This window comes from Streptomyces sp. NPDC047971, assembly GCF_040653355.1.
Taxonomy (GTDB): domain Bacteria; phylum Actinomycetota; class Actinomycetes; order Streptomycetales; family Streptomycetaceae; genus Streptomyces.
Genome location: NZ_JBEZNW010000030.1, coordinates 1 through 11,741, shown reverse-complemented (window position 1 = coordinate 11,741; position 11,741 = coordinate 1). Strand labels below are relative to the sequence as shown.

General features: G+C 73.3%; 12 protein-coding genes. 6 read left to right on the top strand and 6 right to left on the bottom strand.

The window, feature by feature from the left end; all coding sequences use genetic code 11:
• Positions 1–197: 197 nt before the first annotated feature.
• From AB0D99_RS25240 to AB0D99_RS25230, 3 genes are all read left to right on the top strand, one after another.
• On the top strand, positions 198–1,094 hold the full coding sequence (locus AB0D99_RS25240; protein ID WP_362366472.1) for an aminoglycoside phosphotransferase family protein: 897 nt from the start codon (positions 198–200) through the stop codon (positions 1,092–1,094).
• Positions 1,095–1,113: 19 nt separating this feature from the next.
• Entirely contained in the window at positions 1,114–1,590 is a 477-nt protein-coding gene (locus AB0D99_RS25235; RefSeq protein ID WP_362366469.1) for a GNAT family N-acetyltransferase, read from the top strand.
• 123 nt (positions 1,591–1,713) lie between these two features.
• The gene (locus tag AB0D99_RS25230; RefSeq protein WP_362366466.1) at positions 1,714–2,124 is read left to right on the top strand and encodes a Rid family hydrolase; all 411 of its coding nucleotides are present in this window, start codon (positions 1,714–1,716) and stop codon (positions 2,122–2,124) included.
• A 181-nt stretch (positions 2,125–2,305) separates the two neighbouring features.
• Here the strand turns inward: AB0D99_RS25230 and AB0D99_RS25225 are convergent, their stop codons facing one another.
• A complete protein-coding gene (locus tag AB0D99_RS25225; protein WP_362366463.1) occupies positions 2,306–3,304 on the bottom strand; it encodes a zinc-binding dehydrogenase in 999 nt (332 codons plus the stop codon).
• A gap of 49 nt (positions 3,305–3,353) precedes the next feature.
• Positions 3,354–4,529, bottom strand: coding sequence for an FAD-dependent oxidoreductase (locus tag AB0D99_RS25220; protein ID WP_362366459.1), 1,176 nt, complete (start codon positions 4,527–4,529; stop codon positions 3,354–3,356).
• Between the two features lie 97 nt (positions 4,530–4,626).
• Between AB0D99_RS25220 and AB0D99_RS25215 the strand changes: the two genes are divergently transcribed.
• Complete coding sequence (locus AB0D99_RS25215; protein WP_362366456.1) at positions 4,627–5,292, top strand: pentapeptide repeat-containing protein; 666 nt, start codon at positions 4,627–4,629, stop codon at positions 5,290–5,292.
• Positions 5,293–5,311: 19 nt separating this feature from the next.
• Here AB0D99_RS25215 and AB0D99_RS25210 read toward each other — a convergent pair whose 3' ends face one another.
• From AB0D99_RS25210 to AB0D99_RS25195, 4 genes are all read right to left on the bottom strand, one after another.
• Positions 5,312–5,812, bottom strand: coding sequence for a hypothetical protein (locus AB0D99_RS25210; RefSeq protein WP_362366453.1), 501 nt, complete (start codon positions 5,810–5,812; stop codon positions 5,312–5,314).
• Positions 5,813–6,139: 327 nt separating this feature from the next.
• Complete coding sequence (locus tag AB0D99_RS25205; RefSeq protein WP_362366450.1) at positions 6,140–7,354, bottom strand: FAD-dependent monooxygenase; 1,215 nt, start codon at positions 7,352–7,354, stop codon at positions 6,140–6,142.
• Positions 7,355–7,422: 68 nt separating this feature from the next.
• The gene (locus AB0D99_RS25200; protein WP_362366447.1) at positions 7,423–8,049 is read right to left on the bottom strand and encodes a response regulator transcription factor; all 627 of its coding nucleotides are present in this window, start codon (positions 8,047–8,049) and stop codon (positions 7,423–7,425) included.
• Positions 8,046–9,227 (bottom strand): sensor histidine kinase, encoded by a 1,182-nt coding sequence (locus tag AB0D99_RS25195; protein WP_362366444.1) that lies wholly within the window; start codon positions 9,225–9,227, stop codon positions 8,046–8,048. The genes AB0D99_RS25200 and AB0D99_RS25195 overlap by 4 nt, the downstream gene beginning before the upstream one ends.
• 249 nt (positions 9,228–9,476) lie before the next feature.
• On the opposite strand from AB0D99_RS25195, the gene AB0D99_RS25190 reads away from it, so the two are divergent.
• Together AB0D99_RS25190 and AB0D99_RS25185 are read left to right on the top strand one after the other, a co-directional pair.
• On the top strand, positions 9,477–10,019 hold the full coding sequence (locus AB0D99_RS25190; RefSeq protein ID WP_362366439.1) for a heme-binding protein: 543 nt from the start codon (positions 9,477–9,479) through the stop codon (positions 10,017–10,019).
• A gap of 159 nt (positions 10,020–10,178) precedes the next feature.
• Positions 10,179–11,597 (top strand): M1 family metallopeptidase, encoded by a 1,419-nt coding sequence (locus AB0D99_RS25185; RefSeq protein WP_362366436.1) that lies wholly within the window; start codon positions 10,179–10,181, stop codon positions 11,595–11,597.
• Positions 11,598–11,741 lie beyond the last annotated feature (144 nt).

Sequence of the window (11,741 nt, the reverse complement as noted above, 5' to 3'; positions counted from 1 at the left end):
TCGGCGGGCTGGTCGGGGCAGGGGTGCGACCTGGGTTCGGAGGTGCGGATTTCGTTGTTCCGAAAGGACCGTTTCCTGCCCGTGGACCGTCTCCTGGATCCGCGACACGGGGGTGTGCGGGGTGAGGGGCGGCCGTACGCGGGGGTGGCCGGTTTTTTTCGGATGTGCGGTGGGTTGTGGGTGTATAGCGTCGCCGTGTGATCGAGATTCCGGCGGAGTTGGTGGCCTCGCAGACGAAGTACAACGGTGCGGCGGGGAGGGCGTTCGTCGCCGCGTTGCCCGCGCGGGCGGAGGAGTTCCTTGACCGGTGGGGGCTGCGGGTGACCGGGCCTTCGATGTACGGGATGGCGTCCTTGGTGCTGCCGGTCGCGCGGGCGTCCGACGGGGCGCGGGCGGCGCTGAAGATGCAGCTCCTGGACGAGGAGAGCGCGGGCGAGGCGGTCGGGCTGCGGGTGTGGGACGGCGAGGGGGCCGTACGCCTGCTCGCGGACGATCCGGCGACCGGGACGCTGCTGCTGGAGCGGCTGGACGAGGGCCGGCATCTGTCGGCGCTCGAGGACACGCGGGAGGCGACGCGGATCCTGGCGGATCTGCTCGCGCGGCTGGTCGCGGTCCCCGCGCCGGAGGGGCTGCGGGGGCTGGGGGACATCGCGGCCGCGATGCTGGAGGCCGTACCGGAGGCGGCGGGGCGGCTGGGGGAGTCGGACGCGCGGCTGCTGCGGGACTGCGCGGCGGCGGTGCGGGAGGTGGTGGGTGAGCCGGGGGACCGGCTGCTCCACTGGGATCTGCACGTCGACAACATCCTGGCGGGGGAGCGGGAGCCGTGGCTCGCGATCGACCCGAAGCCGTTGGCGGGGGATCCGGGGTTCGATCTGCTGCCGGCGCTGACGAGCGCGTTCGATCCGGATCCGGCGGAGACGCTGTGGCGTTTCGACCTGTTGACGGAGACGCTGGGGTTGGACCGGGGCCGGGCGGTGGCGTGGACGTTCGGGCGGGTGCTGCAGAACGGCTTGTGGGACGTGGAGGACGGCGAGCCCGCGCTCGACGAGGAACAGGTGCTCATCGCCCGGACGCTGCTGGCCCGCGCGGGGTGATCCGGTGCAGGGTGGCCCCATGATTCGTACCGCCACACCTGCCGATGTCCCCGTGATCCACGCGATGGTCCGTGAGCTCGCCGAGTACGAGAAGGCGCTGGAGGAGGCCCGCGCGACGGAGGAACAGCTGCGCGAGGCGCTGTTCGGGGAGCGTCCCGCGGCGTTCGCCCACATCGCCGAGTCGGACGAGGGCGAGGTGGTGGGCTTCGCGCTGTGGTTCCTGAACTTCTCGACGTGGCGCGGGGTCCACGGGATCTACCTGGAGGATCTGTACGTCCGGCCGGCGCGCCGGGGCGGCGGCCATGGGAAGGCGTTGCTGCGGGAGTTGGCGCGGATCTGCGTGGAGCGGGGGTACGAGCGTCTGGAGTGGTCGGTCCTGAACTGGAACACCCCGTCCATCGACTTCTACGAGTCGCTCGGCGCGCGTCCGCAGGACGAGTGGTCGGTGTACCGGCTGACGGACGACGCGCTCGCGGTGCTGGGCGCGAAGGGGTGACAGCGGGCCGGACGGCGGCGGTGATTAAGGAGAGGCGAGGCCCTCGGGGGCGCCGGCAGGATGGTCGCTTTCCGTGACGACCGGAAGGTCGGAAGGCCAGAGGGGAACGTGAACGTGACGACCGTGGGCCGTGCCATTACCTTGATCCGCTCCAGCGCCCTGTCCGATGTGGCCGAGTACGCGTATGCGGCGACCGCGCCCGCCGAGGCCCGGCTCGTGTTTCTCGCCGGGGCCTGTCCGTTGAACGAGGACGGGTCGACGGCGGCGGTGGGCGACTACGCGGGGCAGGCGGCGAAGGCCGTCGAGAACATGGGGGTGGCTCTCGCCGCCGCCGGGGCGTCGTTGGACGACGTCATCAGTACGCGGGTCCTTGTGGCGTCCTCGCGCCAGGAGGATCTGGTGACCGCCTGGCAGGTCGTGCGGGACGCCTTCGGCGACCACGACGTGCCCAGCACGCTGATGGGGGTCACGGTGCTCGGCTACCACGATCAGCTCGTCGAGATCGAGGGTGTCGCCGCCGTTCTCGACTCGTAGGCCCACGGGGCCGGGCACACGGCGCCGTTCGCGGACGTGCCGGGGCGGGCGGACCACTGCCCCGGTGGGCGCCGTTCGCGGACCTTTCGGGGCGGCCGGACCGCCGCCCGGACCTGCCGGGGCGGCCGGACCACCGCCCGGACCTGCCGGGGCGGCCGGACCGCCGCCCCGGTTCCCGTGCCTACGGGATCAGGACCACCTTGCCGATCGTGCCCCGGGTCTCCAGGGCGTGGTGGGCGGCCGCCGCTTCGGCGAGGGGGAAGCGGTGGACGGCCGGGCGGAGGCTGCCTTCGGCGGCCGCGGCCAGGGAGGCGAGTTCGAGGTTGCGGATGTCGCCGCCGGCCTTCCGCAGCATGACCGGGCCGAGGACCTGTTCGGAGCCGATGCCCCGGTCGGAGAGTTCCTCGGCGGTGAAGGTGAGCGGTTCGCCCTTGTGGATGCCCTCACCGGACCAGCCGAAGACGAGGTGCAGGCCGCCCTTTCCGAGGAGGTCGACGGCCGCGCGGCCGGTGTCCCCGCCCACCGAGTCGAAGACGATCGTGGCGGTGCGGGAGCCGAGGAAGGCGCGGACCTCCCGCGGCCACTCCGGCTGCGTGTAGTCGACCGCCAGGTCCGCGCCGTTCTCCCGTACGAGGGCCGTCTTCTCGGGCCCTCCGGCGAGGCCGATGACGGTCGCGCCGGCGTTCTTCGCGTACTGGACGAGGAGGGTGCCGATGCCTCCGGCGGCGGCCGGGACGACGGCGATCGAGTCGGGGCCGAGTTCGGCGAACTGGAGGATGCCCAGCGTCGTGCGGCCCGTGCCGATCATGGCGACGGCTTCGGCGTCGCCGAGGGTGTCGGGCAGGGCGTGGAGCTTGCCGGCGTCGACGACGGCGAGTTCGGCGTACCCGCCGGGGGCCATGCCCAGGTGGGCGACGACGCGTCTGCCGAGCCAGCTCGGGTCGGTGCCCTCGCCGAGCGCGTCCACCGTGCCGGCGACCTCGCGGCCGGGGATGGTGGGGAGTTCGGCGGGGGCGGGGAAGGGGCCGGACTGCCCGAGGCGCAGGGACGTGTCGAGGAGGTGCACGCCCGCCGCCGTGACCGCGATCCGGACCTGGCCGGGGCCGGGGACGGGGTCCGGGGTCTCCTCGTAGGTGAGGTTCTCTGCCGGGCCGAAGGCGTGGAGGCGGATGGCGCGCATGGTGGGCTCCCCTGGTGGTGTTCTCCTTGACGTACGACAGCCTCTGACCTCAAGCGTGCTTGAGGTCAAGCCTCTTGGTGTGGAGCGCCAGGGACACCGCTTCGACCGCGCTCGTGAAGGACACCTCGGACAGCACTCCGGGTGCGGCGACCTGGTCTCCGGCCAGGTAGACGCCGTCGCCGCGGTCGATCGCGGGGCGGTCGCGCCAGGTGGTGCCGGGCAGGTCGACGGCTCCCGTACGGCCGGTGGAGACGGCCTCGCGCCGCCAGACGGTGCGTTCGCGCCAGCCGGGGAAGCCGAGGTCGAGCAGGCGCTCGGCGTGGGCGATGCCGTCGGCCTTGGAACGGCCGGGGCCGATGGGGAGCTGGGCCTGGATCAGCTGCTCCCCGGCGGGGGCGAGGGAGGGGTCCTGCGCGGTGAAGCGTTCGACCCAGCCGGGGGCGTCGAGGTCGGAGACGATGTACGGGTCACCCTTCCGGGTGCGCAGCGCCAGGTCGAAGAGGACGGTGCGGCCGCTCTCCCAGGTCAGGCCGGGGTCGCCGAGGAGCCGGGCGGCGGCGGTGAGGGAGGTGGCGACGACGACCGGGCCGTCGGCGAGCGGCAGTTCGTCGAGCCGGGAGGAGGTCTCGATCCGTACCCCCAGGTTCCGGGCGTGGGTCTCCATGCGGTCGATCAGCCGGCCCCAGCCGCCGCGGATGAAGCGTGCCTCGGGCGGCAGGGCGGCGGCCCGGTGCAGCCGTTCCTGGACGAAGCGGGCCGAGAGGGAGCCGGGGTCGTGGTGGAAGAGGGCGACGGCGCTGTACGCGGCGGCCTGGCGGGCGGCCTCGGGTCCGGCGACGCGGGTGGACCAGGTGAGGAAGTCGGTGTCGACGGGGGCCTCCGCGGCCTTGCGGAGGGCGTGACGGAGGAAGCCGAGGGGCGGGGTGCGGCGCAGCGCCCCGTCGCGGTGGAAGCGGAAGCGGGCGGCTTCGCGCAGCGGTACGGACGCGATGGGGCCGAGGAGGCCGCGCTGGGTGAGCCAGGTCCAGTGGGGGCCGCCGTTGTAGATGGCGTGCGGGCCCTCGTTGGTCCGGTAGCGGCCGTCGGCGGTGCGGGCGCGGCCGCCGAGGGTCCGGTGGGCCTCGTGGAGGGTGACCTCGGCCCCGGCCTCCGCCGCGGTGATCGCGGCGGTGAGTCCGGCGAATCCGCCGCCGACGACGGTGATGTGCTTCCTGTTCCCCTGCATCTCGTGCTCCCTCGTATCGGTCTTGCACAGGGGACGGCGGGGGCCGCTCGGTTTGTGACATCGGGGCGCTGTCAGTGGCGCACGTCACCATGGGTGCATGGCGACAGCGAGGAAGAAGGTGGCGGCCGTGCGTCGGCCGGAGGTGCGGCTGCCGCCGCTGGAGGGGTACGAAGGGGGGCTCGATCCGGACGGGGACTACGACGGCCTGGAGTTCGCGGGGCTCGATCTGGCCGGGCAGGACGGGGGAGGGGCGCGGTTCCTGGACTGTGCGCTGCGGGACTGCGCGGTGGACGAGGCGCGGCTGACCTCCGCGCGGTTCCTGGACTCCGTGCTGAGCGGGATCCGGGGCGTGGGGACGGATCTGGCGGGGGCGACGCTGCGGGACGTGGAGATCGTGGACGCGCGGCTCGGCGGGACGCAGCTGCACGGAGCGGTGTTCGAGAGGGTCCTGGTGAGGGGAGGGAAGATCGACTATCTGAATCTGCGCACGGCGAAGCTGAAGGACGTCGTCTTCGAGGGCTGTGTGCTGAGCGAGCCCGACTTCGGGGGCGCGGTGCTGGAGCGGGTCGAGTTCCGGGACTGCGTGCTGAAGGGGGCGGACTTCGGCGGGGCGCGGATGAAGGACGTCGATCTGCGGACGGTGGAGCGTCTGGAGATCGCGCGCGGGGTGGACGCCCTGGCGGGGGCGGTGATCAGCACGGGGCAGCTGCTGGATCTGGCTCCGGTGTTCGCCGCGCAGCTGGGGGTGCGGGTGGAGGACTGAGGGGCGGCGGGTCGGGCGGTTACGGGAGGCGGGGGAAGCGGGCCTGGAGGTCCCAGATCACGGGGTTGTCGGCGAGGCCCTCGTGCATGTCGGTGAGGTCGGCGATCAGGTCGTGCAGGAAGTCGCGGGCCTCGCGGCGCAGTTCGCCGTGGTTGAAGGTGAGCGGGGGCTCGTCGCCGGGCATCCAGTCGGCTTCCACGTCCACCCAGCCGAAGCGGCGCTCGAAGAGCATCCGGTCCGAGGACTCGGTGAAGTCGAGCTCCGCGTACTGGGGCTGCGAGGACCGGCTGCCACGGGGGTCGCGGTCGAGCTGCTCGACGATGTCGCACAGGGCCCAGGCGAAGTCGAGCACCGGCACCCATCCCCAGGCTGTGGACACCTCGCGGTCGGCCTTGGGGTCGGCGAGGTACACGTCCCCGCAGAACAGGTCGTGGCGCAGGGCGTGGACGTCCGCGCGGCGGTAGTCGGTCTGCGGGGGGTCGGGGAAGCGACGGGAGAGGGAGTAGCCGATGTCGAGCACGGAGACGATGCTCCCACGCGCCCGGCTCCGGGGGCGCACGGGCGGTGCGGCGGGAGCCCCCGGCGGTCCGGGGCCAGGCGCCCACGTGCCTTGGCCCAGAGCCCGCGCCCACGTGCCTTGGCCCAGAGCCCGCGCCTGCGGGCCCGACCCCGCGCCCCGCCCTCCGGGCCCCGCGCCCCGGGGCCCGCGCCTGCGGGCCCGACCCCGCACCCCGCCCTCCGGGCCCCGCGCCCCGGGGCCCGCGCCCACGGGCCCGACCCCGCACCCAGCGCCCCGACCCGGCACCCCGCCCTCCGGGACCTCGCGCCCCGGGGCCCCGCGCCCGGCTCAGGCCCGTGAGCGGGCGTGCAGGGTGCGGGCCAGGCGGGGGCCCAGCCAGCGCTTCAGGCGGCGGAGGGGTTCCAGGCCGTCGGCCACCCGGTCGATCCGGTAGTAGAGCTGCGGTGGGACGTGGGGGAGCAGAGGCGAGTGCCGCTGGCCCAGGAGGGCGAACATCTTGCGCGGCTCCAGACGCATGTAGCGGGGGAGGTTCTCGTACCACTGGGCGCTGTAGCGCGCCGCGCTCTGGGCCGAGAGGAGCTCCGCGCGGCGCCGTCGGCCGTAGCGGGTCAGGGCGGAGTCGAGGTCTCCGGCGCCCCCGCGCAGCGCGTCGGCGAGGGCGAGGGCGTCCTCCAGGGCCAGGGTCGTGCCGGCGCCGATCGAGTAGTGCGTGGTGTGGGCGGCGTCCCCGAGGAGCACGAGGTTGCCGCGGTGCCAGGCGCGGGTGGTCAGGGTGCGGAAGTTCAGCCACTGCGCGGCGCCGTCGTCCTGTGCGCGGCCGATCAGCGGATGGCCGTCCAGGAGGTCGTGGAAGAGCTTCTCCAGCGCGTTCAGGCTGTCCGCCTCGCTCATCGTGTCGAGCTCGAGCCCCGTCCAGGTCCGCGGGGAGCACTCGACGACGCAGGTGGACTGCTCGCCGCTGAAGCCGTAGGCGTAGCACCAGATCCAGCCGTGCTCGGTCTCCTTGAAGGCGAAGCTGAAGGAGTCGAAGACCTTGGTGGTGCCGAGCCAGATGTAGTGGTTGCGGCCGTGGGAGAGCTCGGCGCCGAAGTCGGCGGCGTGGGCCTCGCGCAGCACGCTGTTGACCCCGTCGGCGGCGACGACCAGATCGGCGTCCGCGAGCTCGGGGGCGTCGGGCCCGGCGATCCCGTGCTCGAACTCCACACGCACCCCGAGCGATGCGGCCCGCTCGGCGAGGAGGCCCAGCATGCGGCGCCGGCCGATGCCGAAGCCCTTGTCGCCGCGGTGGACGGTCCGTTCGTCGCGGACGATGGCGACGCCGTCGGTCCAGCGGACGGACGCCTCGTCGATGGCGCGCGCCGACTCCGGGTCGCCGGCCCGCAGCTTGTCGAGGAGCCCGGCCCAGTAGGTCACGCCCCAGCCGTAGGTGGAGCCGGCCGCGTTCCGTTCGTAGACGGTGATCTCGTGGGACGGGTCCTGTCGCTTCATCAGGATCGAGAAGTACAGGCCGGCGGGCCCACCGCCGACGCAGGCGATCTTCACACGCGCTCCCACAACGAGACGAGACGAACTGACACTCTGCGATAGAAAGGCAACGCAGAGTAGCAGCGTCAAGGGAGCAGGCGCTGTTCCTTCGCCACGGCGACCGCGCCCGCACGTGTGTCCACGCCGAGCTTGGCGTAGATCCGGCCGAGGTGCGTCTTCACGGTCGCCTCGCTGATGAAGAGCGCCCGGGCGATCTCGCGATTGCCGAGGCCGTGCGCGAGCTGGCCGAGGATGTCCCGTTCCCGGTCGGTGAGGGTGGGCCCCGCGGCACCCCGCATCCGGTCCATGACCCGGCTGGCGACCGGCGGGGAGAGGGTCGTACGGCCCTGGGCGGCCGAGTGGATCGCGGCGAACAGCTCCTCGGGCCGCTCGGCCTTCAGCAGATAGCCGGTGGCGCCCGCCTCGATGGCGCGGGTGATGTCCGCGTCGGTGTCGTAGGTGGTGAGGACGAGGACGTGGACGCCGGACGTGGACCCCGCGATCCGCCGGGTCGCCTCGACGCCGTCGATGCCGGGGCCGAGCTGAAGATCCATCAGGACGACGTCGGGGCGCAGCTTGGCGGCCATCGCGACGGCCTCCTCGCCGCTGCCGGCCTCGCCGACGACCTCGATGTCGGGGGCGCTGCCGAGCAGGGCGAGCAGCCCCGCGCGGACGACGGCGTGGTCGTCGCAGAGCAGGATCCGTACGGTCATGCGCCGGCCTCCAGGGGCGTCGACAGGGGGATCGCGACCGAGAGCACCGTGCCCTCGCCGGGGGTGGACTCCACGGTGAGTGTGCCGCCGAGCTGCTGCGCCCGCACCCGCATCGCGGGCAGGCCGTGGCCGCGCACGCCGCGTTCGCCGCCCGGGCCGCCGGCCCGCTGCCCGGCGTCGAAGCCGCGGCCGTCGTCGGCGATGTCGAGGACGACCTGGTCGTCGAGGTAGGTCAGGGTCAGGGCGGCGGAGGTGGCGGCGGCATGCTCGCGGACGTTGGCGAGGGCGCCCTGGGCGATGCGCAGCAGCGCCGACTGCACCCGCTCGGGCAGCGGGACCGGGGCGCCGTCGACGCGGAACACGGCGGACTCGCGCCCCGCCAGCATGCGCAGCGCCTCCTCCAGGCCGCCGCCCTCGGCGAGGTCGGCCGGGGCCAGGTCGTGGACGAAGCGGCGGGCCTCGGCGAGGTTGCGTTCGGCGATCGACTCGGCGGTACGGACGTGGCGGCGGGCGGTCGACGGGTCCGCGTCCCAGGTGCGCTCGGCCGCCTGGAGCAGCATCTGCTGGCTGGACAGGCCCTGCGCCAGGGTGTCGTGGATCTCCATGGAGAGCCGCTGGCGCTCGGCGAGGGTGCCCTCGCGGCGTTCGATGGCGGCGAGTTCGCGGCGGGTGCGGATCAGGTCGTCGATCAGCGTCCGCTGCCGCTCCGCCTGCCGTTGCGCGTGGACGAAGACGGCGGTCGCGATGGCGGCGACGGCCGGCGGGGCGACGATCAGGTTCGGGTCGAAGCCGCCGTTCGAGAGCTGGACCTGCGCCGTGACCACGAAGACGGTGAGGAGCGCGACCAGGACGAGCGCGGCGCGCGGCGGGAGGGTGCGCAGACCGGTGTAGAAGAGCGGCACCGCGCACCAGGCGAAGCTCGGCGCGAGCACCACCAGGAGCATCCAGACCGCGACGACCGTGAAGAGCCAGGCGATCCGACGGGGCGTGGCGCGGGTGCCGAGGACGGGGCCGAGGAGGTAGAGGGCCGCGAGGGCGCCGGAGAGGGCGACGATCCAGGGGCTGCGGTCCTCCCACGGGTGCCGCAGCAGGAAGCGGACCAGCGAGGCGCCGAGGAGGAGGAAGAAGGCGATGTGCATGACCCGCGCCAGCCAGCGGGCGTCCGGGTCCTGCTCCATCGCGTCCCTCTCCGTCAGGCGCCCGGCCACCGCTCTGACCTGGGTCTGCGTTTCCATCCTGGCCCGAGAGGACCACGCGGGCATCAACCGATCGGCTGACACCCCCGTCGTCCATCATGCGCGACGGGGGCAGCCGGTCCGTGGACCGTACGGGCCCGGAAACGGCCGGAGGATCGATGGCAGAGCGAACGAACGACTCGCCTCGACCACCGCCACGGCCTCAGACCGTCCCTGCCTCAAGGAGCCTCCATGAAGAAGAAGATCCTCTTCGGTGCCGCCACCGCCGCCGTCGTCGCCGCCGGCACCTTCGGCGCCGTCTCCGCGAACGCCTCCGCCCCTGCCGCCGCTCCGGCCGTCGCCGCCAAGGCCGACGCGTCGAACCAGAACCTGCAGCAGACCACGCACCTGACGATCGAGGCCGCCACCAAGGCCGCGCAGGCCACCCTGGACGCCGCCGAGGACGAGAACCAGCGCGTCAGCGTCGCGGTCGTCGACCGCAACGGCAACACCATCGTCACCCTGCGTGGCGACGGCGCCGGCCCGCAGTCCTACGAGTCGGCCGAGCGCAAGGCGTTCACCGCGGTCTCCTGGAACGCCCCCACGTCCGTCCTCGCGGGCCGCCTCGCCCAGACCCCGAACCTGAAGGACATCCCCGGCACCCTGTTCCTCGGCGGCGGCGTCCCGGTCACCGCCAAGGGCGCGCCGATCGCCGGCATCGGTGTCGCCGGCGCGCCGAGCGGCGACCTGGACGAGAAGTTCGCCAAGGCGGGCGCCGCGGCGCTCGACAAGTAGGACGACGGGCCGGTGCGGCGCACGGCTCCCGGTCACGGGATCCGTCCGCCGGTCACCCCCGGCGAGTCACCCCCGTCGGTGGCGCCCGGACCCCCGCCGGCGCCACCGATGCCGTACGCCCGCCCGGCGGCCCCGCGTCCCCCTGCCTAAGATCGAAAGGTGGATGTACGGAGCCGGGCCGCCCTGGCCACAGCCGTGGCCGCGCTGCTCGTCCTCGCCGGCTGTTCCGGCGGCGGGGACGGCGGTGGTGGCGGTGTGGACATCGGCGGGGTGCGCGGCACGCCCGGCGCGGCGGGGCTGCGCGATCCGTACTTCCCCAAGCTCGGCAACGGCGGCTACGACGTCACGCACTACGCGCTCGACCTCGTCTACGACCCGAAGAGCGGCCGTCTCGACGGCACCGCCATGATCACGGCCCGTGCCACCCAGGACCTGAGCGCCTTCAACCTCGACCTCGACGGTCTCACCGTCGACTCCGCCACGGTCGACGGCGACCGGGCCTCCGTCAACCGGGCCGGGAACGAGCTGACGCTCCGCCCGCGCGAGGACATCGACCGGGGCGGGGTCTTCCGTACGACGGTCGTGTACTCCGGCCGGCCCGCGACGATCACCGACGCGGACGGCTCGCAGGAGGGCTGGCTGCCCACCGCGGACGGGGCGCTCGCACTCGGCGAACCGGTCGGTTCCATGGCCTGGTTCCCCGGCAACCACCACCCGTCCGACAAGGCGACCTACGACATCACGCTGACCGTGCCGCAGGGCACGCAGGCGATCTCCAACGGCGTGCGGACCTCGGAGCGGACCGCCAACGGCCGCACCACCTCCGTCTGGCACTCCGCGGAGCCGATGGCGAGCTACCTCGCGACCGTGGCCGTCGGGAAGTTCCGTACGCAGGTGTCGGCCACGCCCTCCGGGCTGCCCGTGCTCACCGCGGCCGATCCGACGGTCGCCGCGAAGAGCGCCCCGCTGCTCGCCCGGATTCCCGAGCTCCTCGCCTGGCAGGAGGAGAACTTCGGGCCGTACCCCTTCTCCTCCACCGGCGCGATCGTCGAGCGGACCGGTGACGCCGGCTACGCGCTGGAGACCCAGACGCGGCCCGTCTTCCCGCAGGACTCCCTCACCGCCGAGATCCTGGTGCACGAGTTGGCGCACCAGTGGTTCGGCAACTCGGTCACGCCCGCGACCTGGAAGGACATGTGGCTGAACGAGGGCTTCGCGGTGTACGCGGAGTGGTTGTACGCGGAGGACTTCGAGGCCACGCCGGCGCAGGTGAACTTCGAGGCGGCCTACGCGTCCGACGCGAACTGGGCCTTCCCGCCGTCCGATCCGCCGGGAGCCGAGAACCTCTTCGACCCGCCGGTGTACCAGCGGGGCGCGATGGTGCTGCACAAGATCCGGCAGCAGGTCGGCGACGACGCCTTCTTCGGGCTGCTGTCCGGCTGGGCGGCGGAGCACCGGCACGGGAACGCCTCCACCGACGACTTCACGGCGTACGCGGAGGAGACGACGGGGGAGGACCTCGACCGGGTGTGGGACGTGTGGCTGAACGGCGAGGGGAAGCCGAAGAGCCCGAACTAGGGCGTGCCAGGCGTCGCGGGGCAGGCGGGACTTTCGATACACGCCCTAATCTTCTGAGTCAGGAATTCTGTTCAGATATGAGGCGAGGCGTTCGAGGATCTCGTCCGCGGTCTTGGTCCAGATGTAGGGCTTGGGGTCGGTGTT

Excerpts from the sequence above, each read along its gene's own strand:
- AB0D99_RS25200 (WP_362366447.1), bottom strand. The coding sequence starts at position 8,049 with ATGACCGTACGGATCCTGCTCTGCGACGACCACGCCGTCGTCCGCGCG.
- AB0D99_RS25215 (WP_362366456.1), top strand. The coding sequence starts at position 4,627 with ATGGCGACAGCGAGGAAGAAGGTGGCGGCCGTGCGTCGGCCGGAGGTG.
- AB0D99_RS25225 (WP_362366463.1), bottom strand. The coding sequence starts at position 3,304 with ATGCGCGCCATCCGCCTCCACGCCTTCGGCCCGGCAGAGAACCTCACC.
- AB0D99_RS25190 (WP_362366439.1), top strand. The coding sequence starts at position 9,477 with ATGAAGAAGAAGATCCTCTTCGGTGCCGCCACCGCCGCCGTCGTCGCC.
- AB0D99_RS25220 (WP_362366459.1), bottom strand. The coding sequence starts at position 4,529 with ATGCAGGGGAACAGGAAGCACATCACCGTCGTCGGCGGCGGATTCGCC.
- AB0D99_RS25235 (WP_362366469.1), top strand. The coding sequence starts at position 1,114 with ATGATTCGTACCGCCACACCTGCCGATGTCCCCGTGATCCACGCGATG.
- AB0D99_RS25195 (WP_362366444.1), bottom strand. The coding sequence starts at position 9,227 with ATGGAGCAGGACCCGGACGCCCGCTGGCTGGCGCGGGTCATGCACATC.